The following is a 26,941-nucleotide window of genomic DNA, read 5'->3' as shown; positions in this document are numbered from 1 at the left end:
GCTCTCATGAACAAAAGCCGCCGATTATAGCGATCCGCCAGCCAGGACGCTCGGGTATACTTCGCGCTTCTTTTATAGCTGCCCAGGAAGAAGCCTTCGATGACCCCCACTGCCGCCCCGCTCGACTTATTGCTACTGCCGACCTGGCTGGTACCTGTCGAACCTGCCGGCGTGGTGCTCAAGGAGCATGCCCTGGGCATCCGCGATGGGCGCATTGCCTTTATCGGGCCACGGGCGACGGCCTTGAAGCTTTCGGCCCGTGAAGTCCGCGAGCTGCCGGGCATGCTGCTCAGCCCGGGCCTGGTCAACGCCCACGGGCATGCGGCGATGAGCCTGTTTCGCGGCCTGGCCGACGACTTGCCACTGATGACCTGGCTGGAAAAACACATCTGGCCCGCCGAAGCCAAGTGGGTCGACGAAGCCTTCGTGCGCGACGGCACCGACCTGGCCATCGCCGAACAGCTCAAGGGCGGCATTACGTGTTTCTCGGACATGTACTTCTACCCCAAGGTCGCCAGCGAGTGCGTGCACAACAGCGGCATGCGCGCACAGATCGCGGTTCCGATCCTCGACTTCCCGATTCCCGGCGCCAGCACCGCCGATGAAGCTCTGCGCCAGGGCATCGAGCTGTTCGGCGACCTCAAGCATCACCCACGCATCAGGATCACCTTCGGCCCCCACGCCCCCTACACCGTGAGCGATGCCAACCTGGAAAAGATCCGGGTGATCGCCGAGGAGCTGGACGCCGCAATCCATATGCATGTGCACGAAACCGCGCATGAGGTGCAACAGGCGGTGGAGCAGACCGGCGAACGCCCGCTGGCACGCCTGGGCCGCCTCGGCCTGCTGGGCCCGCGCTTCCAGGCCGTTCACATGACCCAAATCAGCGAGGATGACCTGGCTTTGCTGGTAGAAAGCAACACCAGCGTGATCCATTGCCCGGAATCGAACCTGAAACTGGCCAGCGGCTTCTGCCCGGTGGAGCGTCTGTGGCAGGCTGGCGTCAACGTGGCCATCGGCACCGATGGCGCCGCCAGCAACAATGACCTGGACCTGTTGGGCGAAACCCGCACGGCTGCAATGCTGGCCAAGGCCGTTGCCGGCTCGGCCACCGCGCTGGACGCCCATCGCGCCCTGCGCATGGCGACCCTCAACGGCGCCCGGGCCCTGGGCCTGGAGAGCGAGATAGGTTCGCTGGAAGTCGGCAAGGCAGCGGATATCGTGGCCTTCGATCTTTCAGGGTTGGCGCAACAACCGATCTACGATCCGGTCTCACAACTTATATATGCCACCGGACGCGATTGCGTGAAACACCTTTGGGTCGCCGGCAAGCAGTTGCTCGACGACCGGCAATTGACCCGCATGGATGAACAACAGTTGACCGCCACGGCCATTGCCTGGGGTAAACGCATCAGCGGGCACTAAGCATAACGCCGGTACTGAACCCGTGCGTTCAGCACCGACAAACCGATTTATCAGTTTTAGAGGATGCACCATGAGCAACGTTGACCACGCCGAAATCGCCAAATTCGAAGCCTTGGCGCACCGCTGGTGGGACCGCGAAAGCGAGTTCAAGCCCCTGCACGACATCAACCCCCTGCGGGTCAACTGGATTGACGAGCGCGTCAACCTGGCCGGCAAGAAGGTGCTGGATGTCGGTTGCGGTGGCGGCATCCTCAGTGAAGCCATGGCCCAGCGCGGCGCGACCGTGATGGGTATCGACATGGGCGAAGCGCCGCTGGCCGTGGCCCAGTTGCACCAGCTGGAGTCCGGGGTGAGCGTGGAATACCGCCAGATCACTGCCGAAGCCCTGGCCGACGAGTTGCCCGAGCAGTTCGACGTGGTCACTTGCCTTGAGATGCTGGAACACGTGCCGGACCCGTCCTCGGTGATCCGCGCCTGCTTCCGCATGGTCAAGCCGGGCGGCCAGGTGTTCTTCTCCACCATCAACCGCAATCCCAAGGCTTACCTGTTCGCGATCATTGGCGCTGAATACATCATGAAGCTGCTGCCGCGCGGCACCCATGACTTCAAGAAATTTATCCGCCCATCCGAACTGGGCGCGTGGAGCCGCCAGGCCGGGCTGACCGTCAAGGACATCATCGGCCTGACCTACAACCCGCTGACCAAGCACTACAAGCTGGCCAGCGACGTCGACGTCAACTACATGATCCAGACCCTGCGCGAGGAGTGAGCCTGTGAAGTTGCGAGCGGTTCTCTTCGATATGGACGGTACCTTGCTGGACACCGCGCCAGACTTTATCGCCATCTGCCAGGCCATGCGCGCTGACCGCGGCCTCGCGCCGGTCAACGACCAGCACATCCGCGATGAAATTTCCGGCGGTGCACGGGCGATGGTCGCCGTGACCTTCTCCATGGACCCGGAATCCCCAGGCTTTGAAGAGCTGCGCCAGGAATTCCTGGAGCGCTACCTCAAGGGCTGCGCGATTCACAGCGCGTTGTTCGACGGCATGGCCGAGCTGCTGGAAGATATCGAGAAGTCCAAGCTGATCTGGGGCGTGGTCACCAACAAGCCGGTGCGCTTTGCCGAACCGATCATGCAGCAACTGGGCCTGGCCGAGCGGTCGGCGTTGCTGATCTGCCCGGACCACGTGACGAACAGCAAGCCGCACCCCGAGCCGCTGATCCTGGCGTGCAAGATGCTCGACCTGGACCCGGCCAGCGTGCTGTTCGTGGGCGATGACCTGCGCGACATCGAATCCGGCCGCGATGCCGGCACCCGCACTGCAGCGGTGACCTATGGCTATATCCACCCGGACGACAACCCAAGTCACTGGGGCGCGGACGTGGTAGTGGATCACCCGCTGGAACTGCGCAAGGTGCTGGATAACGCGCTGTGCAGTTGCTGATGGCTCACTCGCTCTACTGACTAAGGAAGATCCAATGTGGGTGTTTGCAACCTACTGAATTCTGTCGAGGCTTTTTATGTTTGATTACTCTGCACGTCCAGAACTGCTCAAAGGCCGGGTCATCCTGGTGACCGGTGCGGGTCGCGGGATTGGCGCGGCGGCAGCGAAAACCTACGCGGCCCATGGCGCCACCGTGCTGTTGCTAGGCAAGACCGAAGCCAACCTGGCCCAGGTGTATGACGAGATCGAAGCCGCCGGCCACCCACAACCGGTGGTCATCCCGTTCAACCTGGAGACCGCCCTGCCCCATCAATACGATGAGCTGGCCGCGATGATCGAAAAAGAATTCGGCCACCTCGATGGCCTGCTGCACAACGCCTCGATCATCGGCCCACGCACGCCGATCGAGCAGTTGTCCGGCGAGAACTTCATGCGGGTGATGCACATCAACGTGAATGCCATGTTCATGTTGACCAGTACGCTGCTGCCCCTGCTCAAGCTGTCCCAGGACGCGTCGGTGGTGTTCACCTCCAGCAGCGTCGGGCGTAAGGGCCGTGCGTATTGGGGGGCTTACGGCGTGTCGAAATTCGCCACTGAAGGCCTGATGCAAACCCTGGCCGACGAGCTCGACACAGTTGCGCCCGTACGGGCAAACAGCATCAACCCAGGCGCCACGCGCACCAGCATGCGGGCCCAGGCGTACCCAGGGGAAAACCCGGCGGATAACCCGGCACCGGAAGCAATCATGCCGGTGTACCTGTACCTGATGGGGCCGGACAGTACCGGGATCAATGGGCAGGCGTTCGACGCGCAGTAAAACCAAATGTGGGAGGGGGCTTGCTCCCGATGGCGGTGGGTCAGCCACAGATACAGTGACTGACACCCTGCCATCGGGGGCAAGCCCCCTCCCACATTTCTATTGCGGTGTTCTCTGGACCTTAGTTTTTCACCACTTCCTCAAGGGTGAAGCGTCCCAGTGGGTTTTGCAGGAAGTTGCTCACATTCTTGCGCGAGATGTTGATGTACGGGCTGTAGTACAGGTCGATCCAGTTCACATCCTGTTTCGCCAGTTTCTGCAGGTCGATATACATCTGCTCACGCTTGGCCGGGTCGGCCTCGATGCGGGCCGCGGCCACCAGCGCCTTGACCTGGTCGTTCTTGTAGCGGGTCATGTAGTTCTGGTTGGTGTCGTGGCCCAGTACGAAGGTGGTCTTCTGGTCCGGGTCGAGGATGTCGTTGGTCCAGTACATCACTGAAATATCGTAAGTACCGTCCACCAGCATCTGCCAGCTTTGAGTCGGGTCGACTTTCTGCAGGTTGGCGGTGACGCCGACCTTGGCCAGTTGATCCTTGATGATCACCGCAATCTGCTCGTCGGCCTCGTTACCGGCGTTGACCACATAGTTGAGCTTCAAGTCCTTGGCGCCGGCATCGGCCAGCAGCTTCTTGGCGGCGGCGGGGTCATACGGGCGCTGCAGGTTGTTGGCGTAGTGGTACAGCGAGCCTTTTGGAATGTAGGAATAGGCCACGGTGCCTTGACCGTAAGTGGCGGTCTTCACCAGCGATTGTTTATCGATGGCCATGTCCAGCGCCTGACGCACTTCCGGCTTGGCCAACAGGCCGTGCTCGTGGTTGATCAGCAGGTGGTCTTCACGGGTCGACGGGTCGGAGTGGATCACCACGTTCTTGTCTTTTTTCAGCTCTTCCACCCGGGAGAACGGTACAAAGATCGCCGTGTCCAGCTCGTTGTTCTGCACCATGCGCATGCGCGTGTTGTCGTCAGTGACCGACACCCACTCCACGCCATCCAGGCTCACGTTCTTGGCCTGCCAGAAGTTCGGGTTCTTTTTCAGGATCACCCGATCGCCCTTGCGCCATTCGTCCACGGTAAACGCACCGGAAGTCACCGGGTTTTCCGCGTAGGCGTCTTCGCCCATCTTGGTCATGGCTTTTTCCGACAGGATCGATACCGTCGGCGACGCGAGTTGCGAGAGGAAGGCGACCGCAGGGGTTTTCAGCGTCACGACCAGGGTTTTGGGGTCGGTGGCCTTGGCCGTATTGATCAGGCTGAACGGGTCGCTCCACAGCGAAGCCTTGTTGTCGCGGATACGCAACAGGCTGAACGCCGCATCCTCAGCGGTGATCGGCGAGCCGTCGGAGAACTTCGCCTCGCGCAGTTTGAAGGTGTAGGTCAGGCCGTCCTTGGAGATATCCCAGCTTTCGGCCAGCCCCGGTTCCATCTTGGTCCCCAGGTTATCGACACGCACCAGGGTGTCGTAGACGTTGGCGAATACCCAGGTGTCGCGGTTCTGCGCACTTTTGATCGGGTCAAACGTGGTGCTGTCTTCACGGCAACCGATGGTCAGTACGCCGGCGGCCTGGGCCAGCCCGGCAGTGAGGGACCAGGCGGTTAACGTCGCAGCAGCGAGCAACTTCAAGTGGCGGGATTGCATGTCATAACTCCTTGTTTATGGACGGCAGAAAGGGTCAACGGTTCTTCAAGCACGCAACTGTACCGATGCTCGTGCAGGAAATGGGTCGGCGGCAACACCATGGAACACAGGGCCTTGGCATACCGGCAACGCGGGTGAAACGCACAGCCGGCGGGCACATTCAATGGGCTGGGTGGCTCACCCGGCAAGGGTTCCGTAGGCAATGGCCGATGCGGATCGATCTCCGGGATCGCCTGGATCAGCGCCGCCGTATACGGATGGCGCGGCGAGGTGAACACCGCCTCCACCGGGCCCTCCTCGACGATCTTGCCCAGGTACATCACCGCCACCCGGTCGCACAGGCGGCGCACGATGGCCAGGTCATGGGCGATGAACAGGATCGCCAGGTTCATGCGCTGTTGCAGCTCCAGCAACAGGTTGATGATCTGGCCCTGGATCGACACATCCAGCGCCGCCACACACTCATCAGCGATGATCAAGCGCGGCTCCACCGCCAGCGCCCGGGCGATGCCCACGCGCTGGCACTGGCCGCCGCTGAGCGCGCCGGGTTTGCGCTCGGCGAGTTCGGGACGCAGGCCGACCAGGTCGAGCAGTTCGTTGACGCGAGCCGGAATCTGTTGCGCGGGGACCTTGCGTTGCACCCGCAGCACCTCGGCAATGGTTTCGCCAATGGTGTGGCGCGGGTTCAGCGCGGCATACGGGTCCTGGAAAATCATCGCGGTTTCATGGCGCAGCCGGGCGATATCGATGGCACTGCCGTGGACCATATCAATACCGTCGAACAACACCTGGCCGGCGCTGATCGGGTTGAGGTGCAGAATCGCACGGCCCAGAGTGCTCTTGCCGCTGCCGGATTCGCCCACCAGGCCGAGGGTCTCGCCCGCCGCCAGGTTCAGCGATACCCCGTTCACCGCCCTCACCCACTGCTTGTTCAAACCCAACACGCCAGTGCCAGACGCGGCAAAGCGCACCTCCAGGTCTTTGATCTGCAACAGGCTCATGGCCGATCTCCCAAAGGATAGTGACAGGCCACACGCGAGCCTTCAGGCAGCTGCTGGGTGCATAGGTCGCCGACCTGCGGGCAGCGTGGGTTGAAGCGACACCCGGCGGGCAACGCATCCAGCAGCGGCGGCTGGCCTGGAATGGTGCGCAGCAACGCATGCCCGCTGCTGTGGGCAGGCTGGCAGTCGATCAGCCCAGCGGTGTAAGGATGCCGGGGGTGGGCCAGCAGGTCGTATTTGCTGCCGTGCTCGCACAGGCGACCGGCGTACATCACGGCGATGGAGTCGCAGGTCTGCGCCACCACGCCGAGGTCGTGGGTGATCATGATGATCGACAGGCCACGCTGGTCGCGCAGGTCCAGCAACAGGCGCAGGATTTGCGCCTGCACGGTCACATCGAGGGCCGTGGTCGGCTCATCGGCGATCAACACCTGCGGGTTGCAGCCCAGGGCCACGGCGATCATCGCGCGCTGGCGCATGCCGCCGGAAAACTCATGGGGATAGTTGTCGACCCGCGCCTGGGGATCAGGGATCCCCACCTGGCGCAGCACGTCGATGGCTTGCAGGCGCGCGCCTTTCTTCGACGCACCTTGATGCAGGCGAATCCCCTCGGCGATCTGCTCGCCAATGCGCATCAGCGGGTCGAGGTGGCTGCTGGGGTTCTGGAAGATCATGCCCAGTTGCCCGCCACGCACTGCGCGCATGCCGGCGTCATCCAGCTGCAACAAATCGCGACCGGCCAGGCGCACGGCCCCGCCTTGCACCCGCAGGTTGGGCGACGGCAACAAGCGCATCAGCCCGCGACAGGCCATCGTCTTGCCCGAGCCGCTTTCACCCACCAGGCCGAGGATTTCACCTTCGGCCAGGTCAAAGGACACACGATCGACCAGGGTGACATCACGCCCGGCGTTATGGGCGATCACACTCAAGTCCTGTACCTGAAGCAGACTCATGTTCGATCCCCCAGCACTTGCGCCACACCGTCGGCCAACAGGCTGAAGCCCATGGCCAGGGTCACGATGGCCAGGCCCGGGAAGGTGCAGAGCCACCAGGCCGTGGTGATAAAGGCCTGCCCTTCGGCCACCATGGTGCCCCATTCGGCGGTCGGCGGTTGTACACCCAGGCCGAGGTAGCTCACCGCCGCCCCATTGAGCAGCACCAGCACGGCGTCAGACATGGAAAACACAATCGAGCCAAACAGGGCGTTGGGCAGCAAATGCCGAAACAGGATGCGCCCGTGGCCAAAGCCCAGGCTCTTGGCCGCCAGGGCAAAGTCGCTTTCCTTGAGCACTAGGATCTGCGAGCGGATCAGCCGCGCATACGACACCCAGCCCACCAGCGCCATGGCGATATAAAAACTCTTCAAGCCCGGGCCGAGGATGGCCATGATCGCCAACATCAATACCAGGAACGGGAACGCCAGGACCACGTCGATCACGCGCATGCAGAAATTGTCGAAACGCCCGCCGATGTAGCCGGAAACCGCACCGACAAAGGTGCCGATCATGAACGGGAAAATCACCCCGACAATGGCCAATTGCAGGTCAATGCGCGCGCCCCAGATCACCCGCGAAAGGATGTCACGACCATAATTGTCCGTGCCAAACGGATGGGCAAGGCTTGGCCCCAGCAGGCTCAGATCCGTGTTCTGCGCAATCGGGTCATAGGGCGCGATCCACGGCGCGAACAGCGCCAAGGCAAACCACGCCAACAGAATCGCCAGGCCCCACGCGGCGGTCAGCCGGCCATTGCGAAAGCCAAACCGCAAGCGCAAGCGCCAGGGCACAATCAACGAGCGGCTGTTCATTGCATTTTCACCCGTGGGTCGAGGGCGACGGTCACGACATCCGCCACAAAGTTGACCACCACCGTCGCACAGGCCAGCACCATGGCCACCCCCTGCACCACCATGTAGTCGCGGGTAAAGATGCCACGGACCAGCAACTGGCCGATGCCGGGAATGGCGAACAGGCTTTCGATCACCACCGTGCCGCTGATCAACCAACCGATGTTCACCGCCAGCAGGTTGACCGCCGGCACCAGGGAATTGGGCAACACATGCCGGCGAAACACCGCAGCCTCCGACAACCCACGGGCGCGGGCGGCGGTGACATGGTCGGCCTGCAACTCCATCAACATGCTCGCCCGCAGGTTGCGCACCAGCACCGCGGACAACGCCAGGGCGATGGTCAGGCATGGCAGGACCATATGGTGCGCCTTGTCCAGCCAGGTGCGGCCGTAGCCCGACACCGGGAACAAGCCCCATTGCACGCTGAGCAACAGGATCAGCATCAAGCCCAGCCAGAATGCCGGCATGCCCAGGCCGACCGTGGTGAATACGCGGATCAGGTTGTCGGCCCAGCCACCTTTATGCCGCGCCGCCAAGGTCGCCAGCGGTATCGCGATCAACAGCGCCAGCACCACGCTGCCAAGGACCAGCACCAACGTCGGCTCGATGCGGGTGACGATCAGCTTCAGGGCATCGACCTTGTACAGCAGCGATTGGCCGAGGTCGCCCTTGAGCAGGTTTTTGAGAAAGTAGAAATATTGCAGCCACAACGGCTGGTCGAGGCCGAACTGCGCGCGGATTTTCAGCAAGGCGTCCGGGGTGCTGCGCGAGCCCAGCAGCGCGCGGGCGGGGTCGCCGGGAATCGAGCGTACCAGCACAAAGGTGATCAGGCTGATGCCAAACAGCACCGGCAACAATTGCAGGGGCCGGGACAGTACAAAACGGTAGCGCGCCAGGTTCATTCGTCAGCCTCGATGGCGAGCAAGAAAGTCCAGCAGCACCGGGAAGTACGCGTGAGGCTCTTCATAAAAGGGCATATGGCTGCTGTTGGGGAACACATGCAGCTCGGCGTGGCGAGCCGCCAGCTTCATGCGCATGGCGCAGGCCGGGGTCAGTTCATCATGCTGACCGGTGGTGATCAGCATCGGCATCTTGAAATCGGCCATCTCGGGGATGCGGTTCCAGTCCTTGAGGTTGCCAATATAGAGAAATTCATTCGGCCCCTGCATGGTTTCGTAGGGCCCCATGTTCCAGTCATCCAGGGAGCGCTTGACCGGTGCCGGCCACTCGTCCAGACGACACACGTGGCGGTAGTTGAGCAAGGTGATCGCCGCCTGGTACTGCGGGTGGTCCAGGGTGCCCATGGCTTCATGGCGTTGCATCATCGCCACGGTTTCGCTGCCCAGGGCGCCGCGCAGGCGTTCCAGTTCCTGGGACAGGTGCGGGATGTCGCCGACGGTGTTTTCCAGGATCAGGCTTTTCAGGGCAGCGGGGTAATGGATAGCGTATTCGATCGCCAGCCAGCCGCCCCAGGAATGGCCGAGCAAATGCACACGGCCCAGGCCCAGGGCCTGGCGCACGGTTTCGACTTCTTCGACATAACGGCGGATTTCCCACAGGGAAACATCGGTCGGTCTGGCTGAAGCGCCAGTGCCAAGCTGATCGAATGCAACCACTCGCAGGTTATGGTCTTTGAGCCAGCCATGGGCGTCACGCAAGTAGTCACACGGCAGGCCAGGACCGCCGTTGAGGCACAGCAGCACCTCATCGCCGTCACCAAAGCTGTAGGCCACGAGGTTATGGCCGTCGACTTGCACGTTGTACTGCTGGTCGGGGGCAATTTCACGCCACATGCATACATTCCTTGTGTTGTATCGGCCTGGCGGGTAGCGGCCGTTAATCAGGCCAACACTACCGAGGATGCCGTGTGTCCATAACCTAGTATTTCTTATAGGTTTGGCCTGGCAGTCCTTCGCCGGGGCGTGGCATTCTACTTGCCGCAAGTCGAGATTCAAATGAATTCGGGAGCAGAACGGATGCTGGCCAAGCTAACTGCGTTCAATAACCGTCTGATGCCGGGCAGGAGCCTGGATGAACAGATGGACAATACGTTCGACCTCGCCCAGCAGTTGGGCTTCGATGCGCTGGTGTATGACTACACCCCGGTGCCCATCGACCTCAATGGCGAGCTCATCACCCCCTCGGTGCTGGAATTGCGCAACACCCCGCCCGACTGGCATGCCTTGTGGTGCAGCGAAGGGTTCTACCAGATCGACCCCGTGCAGCACTTGGCCTTGAGCACGGTTTCGCCGTTTGTCTGGTCCTATGACGCCAAAGCCCAGACCGCCCTGCAGCAGATCATCGACCCCTGCCACGCACCCGTGTCTTCTTACCTGCATGACCGCCAGCTGACCTGCGGCGTCAGCGTGCCGATCCACCTGCCCCGCGGCGGCTTTGCCTCGCTGACCGGTCTGCGCACCGGCAAGGCGAGCGTGGTGCTGCGGGATGCGCAGCAGACTCTGTCGGATTTCGCCCTGATTACCCATGCCTTGCAGGAAGCGGCCTACCCATTATTCAGCAAGGAGCTACGTGCCTACCCGCATATTCGCCTGACCAAACGTGAGCGCGAGTGCCTGAAATGGGCCGCCGATGGCCTGACCGCCGCCGAAATCGCCACCCAATTGAGCCGTTCCCTGGCAGTGGTCACCCTGCACCTGGCGTCGGCGATGCACAAATTAGGCGCAAAGAACCGGGTCCAGGCAGTGGTTCGCGCAACCCACTATCGCTTGCTGGAAGACTGAACCTTCGGCAAAACCTAGCTGTTTTGCTAGTTACCTAAACATCGCGTGCCGATTATCGTGTCCCTGATCCTTTTTTTCAGAGCAGGGTACGAAATGGAATTCATCGAAAAAATCCGCGAAGGGTATGCGGCCTTTGGCGCTTACCAGACCTGGTACCGCATCACTGGCGACCTGACCACCGGCCGCACACCGTTGGTGATCATCCATGGGGGCCCCGGCTGCACCCATGACTACGTCGACGCCTTCAAGGACGTCGCCGCCAGCGGTCATGCCGTGATCCACTACGATCAACTGGGCAATGGGCGCTCCACCCATTTGCCCGACAAAGACCCCTCCTTCTGGACCGTCAGCCTGTTCCTCGATGAGTTGAACAACCTGCTGGACCACCTGCAAATCAGCGATGACTACGCGATCCTCGGGCAATCCTGGGGCGGTATGCTCGGCAGTGAGCATGCGATCCTGCAACCCAAGGGCCTGCGCGCCTTCATCCCGGCCAACTCGCCCACCTGCATGCGCACCTGGGTCAGCGAAGCCAACCGCCTGCGCAAACTGCTGCCCGAAGGCGTGCATGAAACCCTGCTCAAGCATGAAGCCGCCGGCACCTACCAAGACCCGGAATACCTCGCCGCCTCGCGGATTTTCTATGACCAGCACGTGTGCCGGGTCAACCCCTGGCCTGAAGAGGTAGCCCGCACCTTCGCCGCGGTCGATGCCGACCCGACGGTGTACCACGCCATGAGCGGCCCTACCGAGTTCCACGTGATTGGCAGCCTGAAGGACTGGAACGTGATCGGCCGCCTGTCGGCGATCAAGGTGCCGACCCTGGTGATTTCCGGCCGGCATGACGAGGCGACGCCGCTGGTGGTCAAGCCGTTCCTGGACGAAATCGCGGATGTGCGCTGGGCATTGTTTGAAGACTCCAGCCACATGCCCCATGTGGAAGAGCGCCAGGCGTGCATGGGCACGGTGGTGAAGTTCCTGGATGAGGCGTGCTCGACGCCGCACACAGCCCTCAAGGCTGGCTGAGGTAAAAATGTGCAGGGCCACTTAGCGCTGTCGCTCAGTAAATTGGAATATCCCTGTGGCGAGCGGGCTTGCTGTGGCGAGCGGGCTTGCCCCGCGTTGGGCTGCGAAGCAGCCCCAATAAGGCCAACTGCGTTTATCCAGGCATATAAAATCGCCAGGTTTTAGGGCCGCTTCGCAGCCCAACGCGGGGCAAGCCCGCTCGCCACAGCAAGTCCGCTGGCCACAACATGCCCGCTCGCCACAATCAGCCAACTTGCCTGAACAAGCCCACTGGCCACTGCAGCTCGCCCCCGCCCACCGTCTAGACGTCGCTGGTCTCCGGCCTCGCGGCTTTGTTCGACACCTGCGCCACCAGTGGAATCTCCTGACCCTGTGCATCAAACAACTTGCCGCCGCTGAAGTAATCCCCCTCGCGCAAGGCCGCCACATCCTGGAAGCACAAACTGCGCTCCGTCCCTGCCACGAACACTGATTGCTGGTCTGAGTTACCGGCGGTGATGTGGTTGAACGCCAGGTTCAGCAGGATCGCCATGATCGCCGACGAGCTGATGCCCGAGTGGAAAATGGTCGCGAACCAGCTGGGAAAATGATCGTAGAAACTCGGCGCAGCGATGGGGATCATGCCGAAACCGATGGACGTGGCGACGATGATCAGGTTCATGTTGTTGCGGTAATCCACCTTGGACAGCGTGCGAATACCACTGGCCGCCACGGTGCCGAACAGCACGATCCCGGCACCGCCCAGTACCGAGGTCGGTACGGCCGCAATGACACGCCCCATGAAGGGCAGCAGGCCGAGAATCACCAGGAACAGCCCACCGGTCGCCACCACAAACCGACTCTTCACCCCCGTCACCGCCACCAGGCCGACGTTCTGGGCGAATGCACTTTGGGTGAACGAACCGAAGATCGGCGCGAACATGCTCGACAGCATATCGGCACGCAGGCCATTACCGAGACGTTTGGAGTCGACCTTGGTGTCGATGATCTCACCCACCGCCAGGATATCTGCCGAGGTTTCCACCAGGGTCACCATCACCACGATACACATGGAAATGATCGCCGCCACATGAAAGGTCGGCATGCCGAAATGGAATGGCGCGGGGAAACCGAACATCGGCCCCTGGGTGACACCGGAGAAGTCGGCCATGCCCAGCAATACCGCAATGAGCGTGCCGATCACCATCGCCAGCAGGATCGACAACCGCGAGATAGTCGCACTGCCGATCTTGCTCAGCAGCAACACCAGCACCAGGGTCAGCGCGGCCAGGCCGATGTTCGGCATGCTGCCGAAGTCGGCTGCGCGGCTGTTGCCGCCCATGGCCCACCGCGCCGCGACGGGCATCAGGGTCAGGCCGATGGTGGTGATCACGATACCGGTCACCAGCGGTGGGAAAAACTGGGTGATCCGCGAGAACACCGGGGTAATCAATAGCCCGATCAAGGACGCCGCCATCACCGCCCCCAGAATCGCCGGCACCCCGCCAGCGCCATCACTGCCGACAATCGCCACCATGGTTGCCACACCGGCAAACGACACGCCCTGTACCAGCGGCAACTGGCAGCCAAAAAACGGCAGGCCAAGGGTTTGCAGCAAGGTGGCCAGGCCACCGGCAAACAACGACGCGGCGATCAACAGGCCGATATCCGCCGGCGACAACCCAGCCGCCTGGCCGACGATCAACGGTACGGCAACGATGCCGCCGTACATGGTGAGCACATGCTGCAGGCCGTAAGCCAGGTTGGCGGCGACGCCAAGATTCTCATCTTCCGGCCGCTGCGGTGACGCCTTCGGGATAGTCATGGTGAGGGGTTCTCTGTTTTTGTTGTGCGGCCACTGTATGCAATGTAAGGACTGGATGTCCATAGAGTTGTATACAATCAATCGAACAAGATACCCTCCATCGGCGTTACAAAAACAATCCGGCCGACATGAGCCAGAACGCCAAAGGACACTAAAACCATGAAAAAGGCACTACAGGGCGCAACCGTGGCATTGACGCTCCTCGGCGGTGGGGAGGCCGTCGCGATGGAATGGATGAACAACAGCGTAGGATTTCGCTACGGCCAGCAGTTCACCAATCCGAACAACCCCAATGCATTCAGTAAACGCATCTACAGCTTTACCCACGCCAGCGGCTACCAGTACGGCAGTCACTTCCTGAACCTGGATGTGTTCCTGTCCGACAGCCGCGACCCGCGCAAGGGCACCGACCACGGCGGCAGTGAGGTGTACGCGGTGTATCGGCACCAGTTGTATGCCTCTCGCGTCTTCGATACGCCGCTGGGTACCGGGTTGATCAAGGATTACGCCTTCACCCTGGGCTTCGATGCCAACCGCAACAACAACTTCGCCTCAGCCAGGAAACGCGCACTGGTGCTCGGCCCGACCTTGAAGTTCAACACCGTCGGCGTGCTGGACCTGAGCCTGATGTACTACAAGGAACGGAACCACACCGGCATTCCCGGCGCGAAAGAGTCGAACCACACGTTTGACGACACTTACCTGCTCAACCTGACCTGGATGCGCCCGTTCGAGATCGGCAACCACGGGGCCAGGTTCCAGGGGTTCATCAACCACGTCGGAGACAAGGGCGAGGACTTCCACGGCCGCGATACCGCAGCCGAAACCCTGCTGCGCACCGCGCTGATGGTGGCGGTGCGGCCGGGTAAAAGTGTTAAGCCGAACCTGTATCTGGGGGTGGGCTACGAGTACTGGCATAACAAATTCGGTGTGGATGGCGGCCGGGGCAGCCGCACATCGACGCCGACGGTGAATATGGAAGTGACCTTCTAGGGGGAGTCAAATGCAGGAGGGGGCTCGCTCCCTCCCACAGACTGAAACGCAGTGTCACTCCAGGTTCAGATCCGTTGCCAGTTCCGAGCGGCCTGCTTTCGGCCGCGCCAGCCAGTAACCCAGCACCGCCAACGGCGCAGTCGCCAGCATCACCAGTGCCGTGATCAACAGCGGCTGCTCAAGCATCGACGACACCACCAGGCTGCTGAGAAAGCACAGCCCCAATTGCAGGGTGTTTTGCAGCGCTGCGGCCTTGCCGGAATTTTCTGCAAAGGGCATCAGCGCATTCGCCACCACGATCGGATAGCTGGCGCCATTGACCAGGGCCATCAGGCAGAACGGGATCAGCAAGGTGGTCAGGGTCGGCACGGTCAAGGTGGCGACCAGGTACAACGCCACCATGCTGATGCAATAGGCCACCAACAACCACGGCAGCAGTGTCTTGCCCTGGAAACGCTGCAAGGCGCTGCGGCAACTGTAGCCACCGACCAGGAAGGCGAGGGTCGGCAGCACATAGCTCAAGCCGATGTCATTGGGGCTGTAGCCCATGTCACCGAGGATGAAGGGCGACGCGGTCAGCCAGGCGAAAAAACTGGCGGAGCACGCCGCAAAGATCATGACGTTGCCGGTGAATACCCGAGAGCCGAGCAACTGCCCGTAGCCCAGGCGCGCAGGCTCGCCCTCTGCGGCAGGGCGTTTGGGCAAGGCACGTAGGAATAACGTAGGCAGCAGCAACAGCAGCGAGACACCCAATAACACCGCGAAAATCGCCTGCCAGCCAAAGTGATTCAACACCATCGCGCCCAACAGCGGGGCCAGGGCCGGCGACAATGACATCAGCGGCATGATACTGGCGAATACACGGTGGGCTTTGTCAGCCGGATAACGGTCAATCACCAAGGCCTGCCAACTGACCGCGGCGGAACACACGCCAATCGCCTGGATAAAACGCAAGGCCAGCAGCTGCGGCGCCGTCTCGACCCAGAACATCCCCGCGCAGCCCAGCACGAACAGGCTCAGGCCGGTGACCAGGATCGGTTTGCGCCCGAGTCGGTCAGACAACGGCCCCCACAGCAACTGCCCCACCGCAAAGCCGGCGAGGAAAATACTCAGGCTGGCGCCCACCGCGCCGGCGCCGATCTGCAATTGCTCGCCCATGGCGCCAAACGCCGGCAAGTACATGTCCATGGCGAGGTAACCGAGCATGCTCAGCCCCGCCAGATACCAGGTGAAACCAAAAGAGTTTTTCATTGAAGCCTTATAGATCCTGCCATCAAACTATTTGCTGACTACTGCCCATTATGAAGCTGGTAACATCCCTGTGAAGCGATAATAATTGGACACATCTATCAATATTTTTGAAGGCAGTGTGTATGTGGTCCGAATACTCCCTGGATGTGGTTGATGCGGTCGCGCGCCACGGCAGCTTCAGCGCTGCGGCCCAGGAACTGCACCGCGTGCCATCGGCCATCAGCTATACGGTGCGCCAACTGGAAGAGTGGCTGGCCGTGCCGTTGTTTGTGCGGCGCCATCGCGATGTCGAACTCACCCCCGCTGGCCGTCTATTTATAGATGAAGCGCGGGGCGTGATGAAAAAAATGCTCGGCACAAGGCGCTTGTGCCAGCAGGTGGCCAACGGCTGGAGCGGCCAGTTGAAGGTCGCGGTGGATTCCATCGTCAAACCCCAGCGTTGCCGGCAATTGGTGCTGGATTTCTATCGACAGTTTCCCGAGGTGGAATTGCTGCTGGAATACGAGGTGTACAACGGCGTGTGGGACGCCCTGGCCGATGAACGTACCGACATTGTGATCGGCGCCACCAGCGCGGTGCCGGTGGCCAGTCACTTCACCTTTCGCGACATGGGGCTGTTGAACTGGCTGTGCGTGGTCAGCAGCCAGCATCCGCTCGCCGGCATCGAAGGCTTGCTCAATGACGACCAACTGCGCCCCTTCGCCTCGCTGTGCATGACCGATACGTCACGCAACCTGCCCAAGCGCGACACCTGGACCCTGGACAACCAGCGCCGCCTGGTGGTGCCTAACTGGGCCTCGGCGATCGACTGCCTGCGCGATGGCCTGTGCGTTGGCATGGCGCCAGCGCATCAAGTGCTGCCCTGGATCGAACGCGGTGAACTGGTGGCCCTGCAATTGAGCCGCCCCTTCCCCGCCAGCCCGTCGTGCGTGGCGTGGGCGCAGAACAAGGTGTCCCCCGCCATGCGTTGGTTGCTGGAGTACTTGGGCGACACCGAGACGATGAACCAGGAGTGGTTGAATGGGAGTGACCGTTGAAGATCACCGGGATCCGTTGTGTGGGGGGGGCCAGTCCGTCAAGGTTTTTTGTAGGAGCGAGCTTGCTCGCGAAAAACTCACAGGCGCCGCGTCCATTCAGGAAGCACGCGCTATCGTTGACGTTTTTCGCGAGCAAGCCCGCTGGCGATGTACGCTTAACTGACGGGCATCAGATCCCATTTCAATCCAGTAAACGCGTGATGGCGCGCACGATCATCTCGACCTCCTTGGCCTCCAGAGTCAGCGGCGGCAGCAGCCGAATGACCTTGCCCCGCGTCACATTGATCAGCAGACCATGCTCCTGGGCGGCACGCTGGGCCAGGTCGCGATAAGGGCTGGCCAACTCGATCCCGATCATCAGGCCTTGCCCGCGAATCGCCAGCACTTGCGGGTGCTCATTCAATTCCACCCGTAACCGCGCCAGCAGGCGCTCCCCCTGTTGCGCGGCGTTCTGCAACAGCCCCTGCTCTTCGATAATGTCGAGCACGGTGCAGCCGACGCGACACGCCAGCGGATTGCCGCCAAAAGTACTGCCGTGACTGCCCGGTGTGAACAGCTCGGCCACGTGAGCCCGAGCCAGGCACGCGCCGATGGGCACGCCGTTGCCGAGGCCTTTGGCCAAGGTCATCACGTCCGGAACAATGCCTTCATGCTGGAAGGCAAACCAAGCGCCAGTACGTCCGATGCCGGTCTGGATTTCATCGAGCATCATCAGCCAGCCATGGCGCGAGCAGTGATCGCGCAAGGCTTTCAGGTAACCCGGCGGCGCGACCATCACGCCGCTTTCGCCCTGGATAGGCTCCAACAGGACCGCGGCAATCCGCGGGCCGAACTGCTGAGTCAGCGCCTCCAGGGCTGCCAGGTCGCCAAAACCCACCTTGAGAAAATCCCCCGGCAAACGCTGGAAGCCCAGGCGTACCGACGGTCCGTCACTGGCAGCCATGGTGCCGAGGGTGCGGCCGTGGAAGGCGTTTTCCATCACCACCACCAACGGCTGCTCGATGCCCTTTTTCCAGCCATGCAGGCGCGCCAGCTTCAGTGCCGTCTCATTGGCTTCGGCACCGGAATTGTTGAAGAAGGCGCGGTCCAGGCCGGACAGCCGGGTCAGGCGCAGGGCCAGTCGTTGTTGCCAGTCGATGCTGTAGAGGTTGGAGGTGTGCAACAGCAAGCCGGCCTGTTCGCTGATGGCTGCTACCAGTTTTGGGTGGGAGTGCCCAACGTTGGTCACCGCCACGCCCGCCACCGCGTCCAGGTATTCACGCCCCTGCTGGTCCCACAGGCGCGTGCCCAAGCCACGGGTAAAGCTCAGAGCCAGGGGTTGGTAGGTGGTCATCAGGCAGGCGGCGGTCATGGTGGCAAGCTCCAGGGCATCTTGGGGACGATCCCAGTATCGTTAGCCACCTGAGCTGGATAAACTGCACTTTCCTGCAATGACTTTGAACCAGGGCTTGATAATGGATTTATTCCAGGCGATGTCGGTGTATGTGAAAGTGGTCGAGAGCGGCAGCATGACCGCCGCCGCCCACGCCTGCGGAATATCGACCACCATGGTCGGCAACCACCTGCGCGCGCTCGAGCAACGGCTGGGAGTCAGCCTGCTCAAGCGCACCACGCGCAAGCAAAGCCTGACGGAGTTCGGTGGGCAGTATTACCAGCGTTGCCTGGAAGTGCTGGGGTTGGTGGCCGACTCCGAGCAATTGGCCGAACAGGCCCACAGCGACGTCCCCCGCGGCACTCTGCGCATCACGGCGCCCCCCGCCTTCGGCACCGAACGCCTGGCACCGGCCTTGAGCGAGTTCTCCCGGCGCTACCCGCAGATCAAGCTGTACGTGGTGCTCAGCAACCAGCGCATGGACCTGGTCGACAGCGGTTTCGACGTGGCGATCCGCCTGGGTGAACTGGAACCCTCAAGCTTGATCGCACGGCCCATGCAGGATTACACCATGACCCTGTGCGCCTCGCCGGATTACCTGGCGCGACACGGCATGCCACAGGTGCCCGAGCATCTGCAACAGCATGACTGCCTGGCATTCGCCTACCCGTCGACCGACGATTGGCGCAACGCCGACAAACTGTGGCGCATGACCGGGGATGAGGGCGAGGTGGAGATTCCAGTATCGGGCTCGTTGACCATCAACAGCTCGCAAGCCCTGCGCCAGGCCGCAGTGCAAGGCATGGGCATCGTTATGCTGCCGGATGCCCTGGTGCAGCCCGACCTGCAAACCGGCAAGCTGGTGGCCCTATTGACCACCTACCAACTGCCCAGCCGCCCCATGCACCTGCTGTACCCACAGGACCGCTATCGCCTGCCCAAGTTGCGCGCCTTTGTGGATTTCGTCATGGAACAGTGGGCGCGCTAGAAGCCCACGCCCAATTCCCGCAAGCGCGCGGCCGTGCGTTCGGCGGACACATGATGAATGCCCTGCCAACCCAAGGCGACAGCCGCCTCGATATTGCCGGCGACGTCGTCGATGAACACCACTTCGCTCGGCTGGATATCCGGCAGATGAGCACGCACCTGGGCGAGGCTGGCGTGATAGATCGCGGCATCCGGCTTGATCAGCTTCAACTCGCCGGAGACCACGATGTCGCGAAAACACTGCAGGAACGGGTAGTTGGCCCGCGCATAGGGGAACGTCTCGGCCGACCAGTTGGTGAGCCCGAACAGCGGCATGTCGGCGTGATGCAACGCCTCGAGAATGGCCACGCCCTCCGGTAACGGGCCGCGCAGCATTTCATGCCAGCGGTCGTAATAGGCCGTGATCAAGGTTTCGTGCTGGGGGTATTGCGCGACCAGGCTGCGCGTAGCCTCGGCCAGGGTACGACCCGCGTCCTGCTCGGTGTTCCAGGCCTGGGTACAGATGGTGTCGAGGAACCACTGCCGTTCGTGATCGTCGGCAATCAGCTTGCGGTACAGGTGGTGCGGGTTCCAATCGAACAGGACACCGCCAAAATCAAAAACGACTGCACGAATCGTCATCAGATCCTCCGTTAGCGTGAGTTGATAGCCGATGGAGTCTGGCAGATCGATGGCGGCAGCGGCAAAGGCTTAACACACAACGAATGTGGGAGCGGGCTTGCCCACGATTGCAGGGTGTCAGCCGAAACATCCAGCACTGACAAACCGCGATCGCGGGCAAGCCCGCTCCCACATTTTTTTCGAGCGTGTTTAGGCTTGGACCAGGCCGTTGATCTTAACGGTCGGATTCACGTCAGCCTCGTAGTCCACGCCATCGATCTCAAAGCCGAACAAGCGCAGGAACTCAGCCTTGTAGCCGGCAAAATCGCTGATCTCGTTGACGTTGTCGTCGGTCACCTGGTTCCACAGTGCTGCCACGGCGTCCTGGACCTTCGGCTCCAGTTCGGCCAGGTCGGCGCGCAGGCGGCCGTCGGCGTCGAGCTTCGGCTGGCTGCCGTACAAGCTGTCCTTGAACAGGCCGTAGACCTGCTCGATGCAACCTTCGTGGGTGCCCTGCTCTTTCATCACCTTGAACAGCAACGACAGGTACAGTGGCATGATCGGGATCGCCGAGCTGGCCTGGGTCACCACCGCCTTGAGTACCGACACACGAGCGTCGCCCTTCAGCGCAGCCAGGTTGTCGCGCAGGGTCAGGACTTTCTTGTCCAGGTCCTTCTTGGCTTCGCCGATGGAACCGTTCCAGTAGATGTCCTGGGTCAGCTTCTCACCCAGGTAGGTGAACGCAGTGGTCTTGGCGCCTTCGGCCAGTACATCGGCGTCACGCAGGGCGTCGATCCACAGCTGCCAGTCTTCGCCACCCATGACTTTCACGGTGCCGTCGATTTCTTCCTGGGTCGCCGGTTCCAGGGTGGTGTCGACCACGACGCCCTTGTCGGTGTTGATCCCACGCAGGGTCACGGCTTTGCCGATCGGCTTGAGGGTGGAGTTGTGCACCACGCCCTGCGGGTCGGTACGGCGTGGCGCGGCCAGGCTGTAGACCACCAGGTCGATCTTGCCCAGGTCTTTCTTGATGGTGTCGATGGTCAGGCGCTTGATCTCGTCGGAGAACGCATCACCGTTGATGCTCTTGGCGTACAGGCCTTTTTCGACGGCAAACTTCTCGAACGCGGCGCTGTTGTACCAGCCGGCGGAACTCAACTTGCCCTCTTCGCCTTCTTTCTCAAAAAACACGCCCAGGGTGTCGGCACCGCAGCCAAACGCGGCACTGATGCGCGCAGCCAGGCCATAACCGGTGGAAGCACCGAGGACCAGCACCTTTTTCGGGCCGCCTTCGATGACGCCGTGTTGAGTCACGTAGTCGATCTGTTCCTTGACGTTCGCTTCACAGCCAACAGGGTGAGCGGTCACACAGATGAAGCCACGAACCCGCGGTTTGATGATCATAAAATTTCTGCCTCTTCCAAGGTGCCGAAGGCCAATGGTGGCCATTCAACTTCAATCGTACCGGTCTATGACGTCCAAAAAACCGAAGCGTCACGATAGTCGCAAATCTTCTGTTTACAAAATCCAATCGGCGCCGCGCTTTTCTGCGCATCCCTGCTAACGTCCGGGGTATCGCCACGCGTCCTGCGCCGTTTTCGCAGCAAACGCTATTCGTGAAAATTTGTTCAATCCCTTCACAATTTTGCAATATTTAAAACGCCCAACCGACTGATAACGCCTTATCATGGCGGGGTTGTTTCAATATGTTTCAAAACCCCACCACTCGCAGCCACGGAACCGTACCTGTCGAATGGCGTCCAGCTGGAGCTGAGTTTCATGAGCAAGTCCGCGTTACGCAAGAAAGCAGTGTCGATCGCCTGGGTGCTCGGCGTGCTGCTGTTTATTTTCCTGTTCCCCCTGACCACGGCGGTCTTTCTCGGCCTGGTACTGGTCTGCGGTGTCTATGACTTCCTGCGTAACGGCTTGTATGACCGCGATACCTTCAAGAAATACTTCATCGGCAGCGGCCGCAATACCTGGCTGCTGGCGCCGTTCAACACCCTGTTCGACCTGCTGAGCAGCCGCAATCGCCATGTCTACACGATGCGCGACCTGCCACCCGCCTGGCGTGAAGACCTGCAACAGGTGATCAACGATGCCATGGCCCACAAGGATGAAATCATCGGCTACCTGGACGAGCGCATGGCCGAGAAGAAACGCGGCATGCTGTTTTTCCAGTGGTATGGCCGCCCGATCGAAACCACCCTGGACATCCCGGAACTGCGTAAAAAGCTGCCGTTCGTGAAGACCATCGGGGTTTCGGTGTTCAACGAAAACCGCTCGACGTCCTTTCACTTCGGGCCCCTGCGCATGATGTTCCGGGTGCTCTACAACATGGCGCCGGCGCCTCACCATGACGGCGTGTATATCCAGGTCGGCAAGCACAAGCATTACTGGCACGACGACCCGCTGTTTATTTTCGATGACACGTTGATGCATGCGTCCTTCAACAAGAACGACGCAAAACGTTACTGCCTGTTCATTGATATCGTGCGGCCGACCTTGCTGCCCTCGGTCCTCAACGCCGTGATCGCGGGTTTTGCCGGCCTGGTATTCACCCTGCGTCGGGTTTTCTACAAAAACTGGAAGCTGATTCAGTAAGTTCTGCGGCATGATGGCGCTGGACGGTGTTTGCGCCCTGCCCGCGAGGCGGCCAGAATAACCGTCTCGTGCGACCGAATTCGGCGCCCACCATTCTCAAGCCATCGCCCCGCTGAAGGGCGCGGTGGCTGCGCTTTCAAGGAACCAGAATGCCCCAACGTCAAGTCATCAACGCCTCCGTCAGCCCCAAGGGCAGCCTCGAAACACTCTCCCAACGTGAAGTCCAGCAACTGAGCGAAGCCGGCTCCGGCAGCATCTATACCCTGTTCCGTCAATGCGCCCTGGCCATCCTCAATACGGGCGCGCATATCGACAACGCCAAGACCATCCTCGACGCCTATAAAGACTTTGAAGTGCGCATTCATCAGCAGGATCGTGGCGTACGCCTGGAACTGTTGAACGCGCCGGCCGATGCGTTCGTCGATGGCGAAATGATCGCCAGCACCCGCGAGATGCTGTTCAGCGCCTTGCGTGACATCGTCTACACCGAGAACGAGCTGGACAGCCAGCGCATCGACCTGAGCAACTCACAGGGCATCACCGACTACGTGTTCCACCTGCTGCGCAATGCGCGCACGCTGCGCCCGGGTGTCGAGCCGAAGATCGTGGTGTGCTGGGGCGGGCACTCGATCAACACCGAAGAATACAAATACACCAAGAAGGTCGGCCACGAACTGGGCCTGCGCAGCCTCGATGTGTGCACCGGCTGCGGTCCCGGCGTAATGAAAGGGCCGATGAAGGGCGCGACCATTTCCCACGCCAAGCAACGCATCACCGGCGGGCGCTACCTAGGCCTGACCGAGCCCGGCATCATCGCCGCCGAAGCGCCGAACCCGATCGTCAACGAGCTGGTGATCCTGCCGGATATCGAGAAGCGCCTGGAAGCCTTCGTGCGCGTCGGCCACGGCATCATCATCTTCCCAGGCGGTGCCGGCACGGCCGAAGAGTTCCTGTACCTGCTGGGTATTTTGATGCACCCGGACAACCGTGGCCTGCCATTTCCGGTCATCCTCACCGGGCCGAAACACGCCGCGCCGTACCTGCAGCAACTGCACGCCTTCGTCGGCGCAACCCTGGGCGAAGCAGCGCAGGCGCACTACCAGATCATCATCGATGACCCGGCCGAAGTGGCTCGCCAGATGACCGCCGGGCTCAAGGCGGTGAAGCAGTTCCGGCGCGAGCGCAACGACGCGTTTCACTTCAATTGGCTGTTGAAGATCGACGAAGGCTTCCAGCGCCCGTTCGACCCGACCCACGAAAACATGGCCAGCCTGCAACTGAGCCACGCGCTGCCGCCCCATGAGCTGGCGGCCAACCTGCGTCGTGCGTTTTCGGGGATCGTGGCGGGTAACGTCAAGGACAAGGGCATTCGCCTGATCGAACAGAACGGCCCGTACGAGATCCACGGCGACCCGGCCATCATGCAACCGCTGGACGAGCTGCTACAGGCCTTCGTCGCCCAGCACCGCATGAAGCTGCCAGGCGGCGCGGCCTATGTGCCGTGCTACCGCGTGGTGCAATAAACCGGCACTGCGCTCGGCCATGGTTTGTATCGCTGGGAACCCGATGGAAGGGTGTGAGTGAAGTTCGGTCCAGGGTTTGACCTGTTCGGACTCACCCACATCCAGAAAGCGGCCCAGGCAATCGTGGAGTGGGGGCGGGTACTGGAGACCCTGCGGCCCACCCGCGATCGCCGCGTTGCGGCAGCGAGCAGGCTTTGGTAAAACCGCATCTTCCCTTGATCCAGAGAACGCCTCACGTGCGCACGCTTCTTCTCGCAGCCCTGGTCATGACGCCGACCCTCGTCCTGGCTGACACCATCGCCTGGCCCGACTTGCCGCCCACCTGCTTTGTCAGCGGCCGCTCCGCCACGAGTGCGGATGTCGACAGCGGGTGTGCCGCCTTCCTGATCAATGTCAAAGGCCAGGCGGCGGGCACCCCGATCAAAGTGGATATTCCCCAGTACGCCATGCATGTGGATGAAACGACCGGCAAGGAAACCCCGGTGATCCTCATCCAGGCCGAGGAAAACGGTGAGGTCAAGGCCGTGGGCTATCGGGAACTGGGCACCGACCAACTGGGGGCGGCACTGTTGCGGGAGGTTCGGCTCCTGGGTACGAAGAAGCCGACCTAGGCAGGGCTTCAGCGAACCCAGCCACCCACCTGCCAGTGGAAACCGTCATTGCGTTGCACCCAGTGCGGATGCACGTAGCGATAGCCTTCGCGCACAGGCTCCCAATGGCCATGCACCGCGACGTAGCGCCCACCGTCCCAACGCCAGTAACCGCGCGACCATATATAGCCGTAGCGTGGCGCAGGCTCGACTTCAATCACTTGAACCGGCGGCGGCTGTGGCGCGACCACCTCGACATACTCACGTTGCACCGGGCGCCGCTCATGCACGACACGCTCTTGCACACACCCGGATGCGGCGACAACCATGGCCGCCAATGCTGCATAACGTAACAACATACAAACCCCTCGGGCGCTAACACCCAACACCTGTATCAGTAAAAAATGCCCCCTGGTTCCAGCCGCGCTCCTGCATGGCCTGGGTTCTTTTTTAACAGGTGGTGTCTGTCAGGTTGCTGAACCCACTCGCCTCAAAAAGCGCACGCGACGGCCGGTCGCTTCAGGCGTACCCGCAACACCGCGGCGTTTGCACCTCTTCGCCCTCATGCCGGGCCGAAACGCTCCAGCACCGCCTCGACAAACCCTCGCAACTTGGCGGTACGCTGGCGGTGGGCGGTGTAGACCAGATGCATTGGCCGGCTGGGAGCCTCGAAGTCCGGCAGCACCTGCACCAACTCGCCCCTGGCCAATGCCGCGCGCAGAAAGTCTTCCGGGCCCAGGACGATGCCAAAACCGTCCAGCGCGGCTGTCATCAACGCCCGGCTTTCATTGATCTGCAACCGGCTGGCGACCTTCACTGTGTGCGGTGTCGAGCCTTGGTAAAACACCCATTCGCGATCCGCGGGGCGTGACCAGAAGGCGTAGCCCAGGCATTCGTGGTGCTCCAGGTCGGCCGGCGCCAGCGGCATGCCGCGGGCCGCCAAGTACGCCGGCGCCGCGCAGGCCACCAGGCGGTAAGGCGCCAGTGGCCGGGCGGTCAAACCGGTGGTGGCCAGCGGGCCGATGCGAAACGCCGCTTCATAGCCCTCCTCCACCAAATCGACGAAACGATCCGTGAGGTGCAGGTCGATTTGCACCTGCGGGTTATCGCGCAAAAAAGCGGTAATCAGCGGCATCAGGCTGTAGGAGCCGAAAGTGACCGGCGCGGTGATTTTCAGCTTGCCACGCGGCGTGTCATTCATGATCTGCGCCAGGGAATCAGCCGCCTCGGCCTCTGTCAGGATATGTTTGCACCGCTCGTAATACGCGCTGCCCAACTCGGTGAGGCTTTGTCGACGCGTGGTGCGATTGAGCAAGCGCGCGCCCAGGCGCTGCTCCAACGCGGCAACGTGTTTGGCCACCATCTGCGCCGACATGTTCAAGCGCTCGGCAGCGCGGGCGTATGAGCCCAACTCGGCGGCGACCACAAAGGCATTCATGCTGGATAGACGGTCGATCATTCCCCACTCCCAGTAACAACACCCACGCCATAACAATTATTTATCGCCAAACAGTTGCCAATCATCATAACGGCTCCCCCTGTTCAAAAGGAGCAAGACCATGAAGATTGGCGTGATTGGCGCGGGCTTTATCGGGCGTGCCGTGGCCCAGCTGGCTTTAGCTGCCGGCCATGAGGTGATGCTGAGCAACTCCCGTGGCCCGCAGACCATGAGCAGCGTGCTCAGCGGTATTCGCGGCGTCAAAGTGGGCAGTGCGCAAGATGCCGCGCAGTTCGGTGACGTGGTGCTGGTGGCGATTCCGTTTGAACATTACCGCAGCATTCCCGCGCAGTGGCTGGAGGGCAAGACAATACTGGATCCCAACAACTACTACCCCGAGCGTGACGGGCATTTCCCCGCGCTCGACCGTTTTGAAACCACCACCAGCCGGCTGCTCGCCGAGCATTTTTCCCATTCGAAGGTGGTCAAGGTGTTCAATGCGATCTTCGCGACCGACCTGACCGAGCATGCCCGCCCCCACGGTGCCCCTGACCGCCGCGCATTGCCGGTGGCCGCCGATGATGCTGGCGCGAAAGCACAGGTGATCGGCTTACTCGACGAGCTGGGCTTCGATGCCGTGGACGCCGGCAACCTGGATGACAGCTGGCGGTTCGAGCGCGCCAAACCGGCGTATTGCGTGCCGCTGGACCAGGCCGGGTTGAGGGCGGCCCTGGCCGCGGCCGAGCGCACGGTTGAACTGCCTCCGGTCAGCCGGGAGCACACCCACAGTTAAACAGCCGCG

Annotated in this window: 26 protein-coding genes; 13 read left to right on the top strand and 13 right to left on the bottom strand. The window is 61.6% G+C overall.

Annotated features, from left to right (window positions below; genetic code table 11):
- Positions 1 to 99 precede the first annotated feature (99 nt).
- The 4 genes from AB7933_RS09855 (at position 100) to AB7933_RS09840 (ending at position 3,687) form a co-directional block, all read left to right on the top strand.
- The gene (locus AB7933_RS09855) at positions 100 to 1,425 is read left to right on the top strand and encodes a TRZ/ATZ family hydrolase (protein WP_024074150.1); all 1,326 of its coding nucleotides are present in this window, start codon (positions 100 to 102) and stop codon (positions 1,423 to 1,425) included.
- A 70-nt stretch (positions 1,426 to 1,495) separates the two neighbouring features.
- A complete protein-coding gene (gene ubiG, locus AB7933_RS09850) occupies positions 1,496 to 2,194 on the top strand; it encodes a bifunctional 2-polyprenyl-6-hydroxyphenol methylase/3-demethylubiquinol 3-O-methyltransferase UbiG (RefSeq protein ID WP_024074149.1) in 699 nt (232 codons plus the stop codon).
- Positions 2,195 to 2,198: 4 nt separating this feature from the next.
- Positions 2,199 to 2,870: an N-acetylmuramic acid 6-phosphate phosphatase MupP gene (mupP, locus tag AB7933_RS09845; protein ID WP_024074148.1), complete on the top strand. Its 672-nt coding sequence runs from the start codon at positions 2,199 to 2,201 to the stop codon at positions 2,868 to 2,870.
- A gap of 76 nt (positions 2,871 to 2,946) precedes the next feature.
- On the top strand, positions 2,947 to 3,687 hold the full coding sequence (locus tag AB7933_RS09840) for a YciK family oxidoreductase (RefSeq protein ID WP_024074147.1): 741 nt from the start codon (positions 2,947 to 2,949) through the stop codon (positions 3,685 to 3,687).
- A gap of 121 nt (positions 3,688 to 3,808) precedes the next feature.
- Here AB7933_RS09840 and AB7933_RS09835 read toward each other — a convergent pair whose 3' ends face one another.
- Genes AB7933_RS09835 through AB7933_RS09810 form a run of 6 tightly spaced genes read right to left on the bottom strand, consistent with a single transcriptional unit; the run spans position 3,809 to position 9,966 of the window.
- A complete protein-coding gene (locus AB7933_RS09835) occupies positions 3,809 to 5,323 on the bottom strand; it encodes an ABC transporter substrate-binding protein (protein WP_024074146.1) in 1,515 nt (504 codons plus the stop codon).
- On the bottom strand, positions 5,305 to 6,324 hold the full coding sequence (locus AB7933_RS09830) for an ABC transporter ATP-binding protein (protein ID WP_024074145.1): 1,020 nt from the start codon (positions 6,322 to 6,324) through the stop codon (positions 5,305 to 5,307). The genes AB7933_RS09835 and AB7933_RS09830 overlap by 19 nt, the downstream gene beginning before the upstream one ends.
- On the bottom strand, positions 6,321 to 7,277 hold the full coding sequence (locus AB7933_RS09825; protein WP_024074144.1) for an ABC transporter ATP-binding protein: 957 nt from the start codon (positions 7,275 to 7,277) through the stop codon (positions 6,321 to 6,323). The genes AB7933_RS09830 and AB7933_RS09825 overlap by 4 nt, the downstream gene beginning before the upstream one ends.
- Complete coding sequence (locus tag AB7933_RS09820; protein WP_024074143.1) at positions 7,274 to 8,131, bottom strand: ABC transporter permease; 858 nt, start codon at positions 8,129 to 8,131, stop codon at positions 7,274 to 7,276. The genes AB7933_RS09825 and AB7933_RS09820 overlap by 4 nt, the downstream gene beginning before the upstream one ends.
- Positions 8,128 to 9,075 carry an ABC transporter permease gene (locus AB7933_RS09815; RefSeq protein ID WP_024074142.1) on the bottom strand — a complete coding sequence of 316 codons (948 nt, stop codon included), beginning with the start codon at positions 9,073 to 9,075 and terminating at the stop codon, positions 8,128 to 8,130. Before AB7933_RS09815 ends, AB7933_RS09820 begins: the two co-directional genes overlap by 4 nt.
- 3 nt (positions 9,076 to 9,078) lie before the next feature.
- On the bottom strand, positions 9,079 to 9,966 hold the full coding sequence (locus AB7933_RS09810; protein WP_024074141.1) for a proline iminopeptidase-family hydrolase: 888 nt from the start codon (positions 9,964 to 9,966) through the stop codon (positions 9,079 to 9,081).
- 183 nt (positions 9,967 to 10,149) lie between these two features.
- On the opposite strand from AB7933_RS09810, the gene AB7933_RS09805 reads away from it, so the two are divergent.
- Complete coding sequence (locus AB7933_RS09805; RefSeq protein WP_024074140.1) at positions 10,150 to 10,914, top strand: LuxR family transcriptional regulator; 765 nt, start codon at positions 10,150 to 10,152, stop codon at positions 10,912 to 10,914.
- Between the two features lie 93 nt (positions 10,915 to 11,007).
- Positions 11,008 to 11,940, top strand: coding sequence for a proline iminopeptidase-family hydrolase (locus AB7933_RS09800; RefSeq protein ID WP_024074139.1), 933 nt, complete (start codon positions 11,008 to 11,010; stop codon positions 11,938 to 11,940).
- Positions 11,941 to 12,241: 301 nt separating this feature from the next.
- On the opposite strand, the gene AB7933_RS09795 is transcribed toward AB7933_RS09800, so the two are convergent.
- Positions 12,242 to 13,744, bottom strand: a complete 1,503-nt coding sequence (locus AB7933_RS09795) for a nucleobase:cation symporter-2 family protein (protein ID WP_024074138.1) — start codon at positions 13,742 to 13,744, stop codon at positions 12,242 to 12,244.
- 159 nt (positions 13,745 to 13,903) lie between these two features.
- Here AB7933_RS09795 and AB7933_RS09790 point away from each other — a divergent pair, with 159 nt between their 5' ends.
- Complete coding sequence (locus AB7933_RS09790; protein ID WP_024074137.1) at positions 13,904 to 14,737, top strand: hypothetical protein; 834 nt, start codon at positions 13,904 to 13,906, stop codon at positions 14,735 to 14,737.
- A 54-nt stretch (positions 14,738 to 14,791) separates the two neighbouring features.
- Here AB7933_RS09790 and punC read toward each other — a convergent pair whose 3' ends face one another.
- On the bottom strand, positions 14,792 to 15,988 hold the full coding sequence (gene punC / locus AB7933_RS09785; RefSeq protein ID WP_024074136.1) for a purine nucleoside transporter PunC: 1,197 nt from the start codon (positions 15,986 to 15,988) through the stop codon (positions 14,792 to 14,794).
- A 122-nt stretch (positions 15,989 to 16,110) separates the two neighbouring features.
- On the opposite strand from punC, the gene punR reads away from it, so the two are divergent.
- Positions 16,111 to 17,025, top strand: coding sequence for a DNA-binding transcriptional activator PunR (gene punR / locus AB7933_RS09780; protein ID WP_024074135.1), 915 nt, complete (start codon positions 16,111 to 16,113; stop codon positions 17,023 to 17,025).
- Positions 17,026 to 17,206: 181 nt separating this feature from the next.
- On the opposite strand, the gene AB7933_RS09775 is transcribed toward punR, so the two are convergent.
- The gene (locus AB7933_RS09775; RefSeq protein ID WP_024074133.1) at positions 17,207 to 18,376 is read right to left on the bottom strand and encodes an aspartate aminotransferase family protein; all 1,170 of its coding nucleotides are present in this window, start codon (positions 18,374 to 18,376) and stop codon (positions 17,207 to 17,209) included.
- A gap of 103 nt (positions 18,377 to 18,479) precedes the next feature.
- Between AB7933_RS09775 and AB7933_RS09770 the strand changes: the two genes are divergently transcribed.
- Positions 18,480 to 19,385, top strand: coding sequence for a LysR family transcriptional regulator (locus AB7933_RS09770; RefSeq protein WP_024074132.1), 906 nt, complete (start codon positions 18,480 to 18,482; stop codon positions 19,383 to 19,385).
- On the opposite strand, the gene AB7933_RS09765 is transcribed toward AB7933_RS09770, so the two are convergent.
- Both AB7933_RS09765 and fabV read right to left on the bottom strand, forming a co-directional pair.
- A complete protein-coding gene (locus AB7933_RS09765) occupies positions 19,382 to 20,005 on the bottom strand; it encodes an HAD family hydrolase (RefSeq protein ID WP_024074131.1) in 624 nt (207 codons plus the stop codon). The two genes, AB7933_RS09770 and AB7933_RS09765, sit on opposite strands and share 4 nt — an antisense overlap.
- A 189-nt stretch (positions 20,006 to 20,194) precedes the next feature.
- Positions 20,195 to 21,388 carry an enoyl-ACP reductase FabV gene (gene fabV / locus AB7933_RS09760; RefSeq protein ID WP_024074130.1) on the bottom strand — a complete coding sequence of 398 codons (1,194 nt, stop codon included), beginning with the start codon at positions 21,386 to 21,388 and terminating at the stop codon, positions 20,195 to 20,197.
- A gap of 375 nt (positions 21,389 to 21,763) precedes the next feature.
- On the opposite strand from fabV, the gene AB7933_RS09755 reads away from it, so the two are divergent.
- The 3 genes from AB7933_RS09755 (at position 21,764) to AB7933_RS09745 (ending at position 24,722) form a co-directional block, all read left to right on the top strand.
- Complete coding sequence (locus tag AB7933_RS09755) at positions 21,764 to 22,588, top strand: aspartyl/asparaginyl beta-hydroxylase domain-containing protein (RefSeq protein WP_024074129.1); 825 nt, start codon at positions 21,764 to 21,766, stop codon at positions 22,586 to 22,588.
- Positions 22,589 to 22,737: 149 nt separating this feature from the next.
- Complete coding sequence (ppnN, locus tag AB7933_RS09750) at positions 22,738 to 24,111, top strand: nucleotide 5'-monophosphate nucleosidase PpnN (RefSeq protein ID WP_024074128.1); 1,374 nt, start codon at positions 22,738 to 22,740, stop codon at positions 24,109 to 24,111.
- 236 nt (positions 24,112 to 24,347) lie between these two features.
- Complete coding sequence (locus AB7933_RS09745; protein ID WP_024074126.1) at positions 24,348 to 24,722, top strand: hypothetical protein; 375 nt, start codon at positions 24,348 to 24,350, stop codon at positions 24,720 to 24,722.
- An 8-nt stretch (positions 24,723 to 24,730) separates the two neighbouring features.
- Here AB7933_RS09745 and AB7933_RS09740 read toward each other — a convergent pair whose 3' ends face one another.
- Positions 24,731 to 25,060: a YXWGXW repeat-containing protein gene (locus AB7933_RS09740; RefSeq protein WP_041160867.1), complete on the bottom strand. Its 330-nt coding sequence runs from the start codon at positions 25,058 to 25,060 to the stop codon at positions 24,731 to 24,733.
- A 203-nt stretch (positions 25,061 to 25,263) separates the two neighbouring features.
- Positions 25,264 to 26,160 (bottom strand): LysR family transcriptional regulator, encoded by an 897-nt coding sequence (locus AB7933_RS09735; protein ID WP_024074124.1) that lies wholly within the window; start codon positions 26,158 to 26,160, stop codon positions 25,264 to 25,266.
- A gap of 100 nt (positions 26,161 to 26,260) precedes the next feature.
- Here AB7933_RS09735 and AB7933_RS09730 point away from each other — a divergent pair, with 100 nt between their 5' ends.
- Positions 26,261 to 26,932: an NADPH-dependent F420 reductase gene (locus AB7933_RS09730; protein WP_024074123.1), complete on the top strand. Its 672-nt coding sequence runs from the start codon at positions 26,261 to 26,263 to the stop codon at positions 26,930 to 26,932.
- Positions 26,933 to 26,941: the final 9 nt, after the last annotated feature.

Origin of the sequence: Pseudomonas gorinensis (genome assembly GCF_042015035.1) — a bacterium.
GTDB classification, from domain to species: domain Bacteria; phylum Pseudomonadota; class Gammaproteobacteria; order Pseudomonadales; family Pseudomonadaceae; genus Aquipseudomonas; species Aquipseudomonas gorinensis.
This window is presented reverse-complemented; position numbering and strand designations above follow the sequence as displayed.

Excerpts from the sequence above, each read along its gene's own strand:
- AB7933_RS09855 (WP_024074150.1), top strand. The coding sequence starts at position 100 with ATGACCCCCACTGCCGCCCCGCTCGACTTATTGCTACTGCCGACCTGG.
- ubiG (WP_024074149.1), top strand. The coding sequence starts at position 1,496 with ATGAGCAACGTTGACCACGCCGAAATCGCCAAATTCGAAGCCTTGGCG.
- AB7933_RS09840 (WP_024074147.1), top strand. The coding sequence starts at position 2,947 with ATGTTTGATTACTCTGCACGTCCAGAACTGCTCAAAGGCCGGGTCATC.
- AB7933_RS09835 (WP_024074146.1), bottom strand. The coding sequence starts at position 5,323 with ATGCAATCCCGCCACTTGAAGTTGCTCGCTGCTGCGACGTTAACCGCC.
- AB7933_RS09830 (WP_024074145.1), bottom strand. The coding sequence starts at position 6,324 with ATGAGCCTGTTGCAGATCAAAGACCTGGAGGTGCGCTTTGCCGCGTCT.
- AB7933_RS09825 (WP_024074144.1), bottom strand. The coding sequence starts at position 7,277 with ATGAGTCTGCTTCAGGTACAGGACTTGAGTGTGATCGCCCATAACGCC.
- AB7933_RS09820 (WP_024074143.1), bottom strand. The coding sequence starts at position 8,131 with ATGAACAGCCGCTCGTTGATTGTGCCCTGGCGCTTGCGCTTGCGGTTT.
- AB7933_RS09815 (WP_024074142.1), bottom strand. The coding sequence starts at position 9,075 with ATGAACCTGGCGCGCTACCGTTTTGTACTGTCCCGGCCCCTGCAATTG.
- AB7933_RS09810 (WP_024074141.1), bottom strand. The coding sequence starts at position 9,966 with ATGTGGCGTGAAATTGCCCCCGACCAGCAGTACAACGTGCAAGTCGAC.
- AB7933_RS09805 (WP_024074140.1), top strand. The coding sequence starts at position 10,150 with ATGCTGGCCAAGCTAACTGCGTTCAATAACCGTCTGATGCCGGGCAGG.
- AB7933_RS09800 (WP_024074139.1), top strand. The coding sequence starts at position 11,008 with ATGGAATTCATCGAAAAAATCCGCGAAGGGTATGCGGCCTTTGGCGCT.
- AB7933_RS09795 (WP_024074138.1), bottom strand. The coding sequence starts at position 13,744 with ATGACTATCCCGAAGGCGTCACCGCAGCGGCCGGAAGATGAGAATCTT.
- AB7933_RS09790 (WP_024074137.1), top strand. The coding sequence starts at position 13,904 with ATGAAAAAGGCACTACAGGGCGCAACCGTGGCATTGACGCTCCTCGGC.
- punC (WP_024074136.1), bottom strand. The coding sequence starts at position 15,988 with ATGAAAAACTCTTTTGGTTTCACCTGGTATCTGGCGGGGCTGAGCATG.
- punR (WP_024074135.1), top strand. The coding sequence starts at position 16,111 with ATGTGGTCCGAATACTCCCTGGATGTGGTTGATGCGGTCGCGCGCCAC.
- AB7933_RS09775 (WP_024074133.1), bottom strand. The coding sequence starts at position 18,376 with ATGACCGCCGCCTGCCTGATGACCACCTACCAACCCCTGGCTCTGAGC.
- AB7933_RS09770 (WP_024074132.1), top strand. The coding sequence starts at position 18,480 with ATGGATTTATTCCAGGCGATGTCGGTGTATGTGAAAGTGGTCGAGAGC.
- AB7933_RS09765 (WP_024074131.1), bottom strand. The coding sequence starts at position 20,005 with ATGACGATTCGTGCAGTCGTTTTTGATTTTGGCGGTGTCCTGTTCGAT.
- fabV (WP_024074130.1), bottom strand. The coding sequence starts at position 21,388 with ATGATCATCAAACCGCGGGTTCGTGGCTTCATCTGTGTGACCGCTCAC.
- AB7933_RS09755 (WP_024074129.1), top strand. The coding sequence starts at position 21,764 with ATGAGCAAGTCCGCGTTACGCAAGAAAGCAGTGTCGATCGCCTGGGTG.
- ppnN (WP_024074128.1), top strand. The coding sequence starts at position 22,738 with ATGCCCCAACGTCAAGTCATCAACGCCTCCGTCAGCCCCAAGGGCAGC.
- AB7933_RS09740 (WP_041160867.1), bottom strand. The coding sequence starts at position 25,060 with ATGTTGTTACGTTATGCAGCATTGGCGGCCATGGTTGTCGCCGCATCC.
- AB7933_RS09735 (WP_024074124.1), bottom strand. The coding sequence starts at position 26,160 with ATGATCGACCGTCTATCCAGCATGAATGCCTTTGTGGTCGCCGCCGAG.
- AB7933_RS09730 (WP_024074123.1), top strand. The coding sequence starts at position 26,261 with ATGAAGATTGGCGTGATTGGCGCGGGCTTTATCGGGCGTGCCGTGGCC.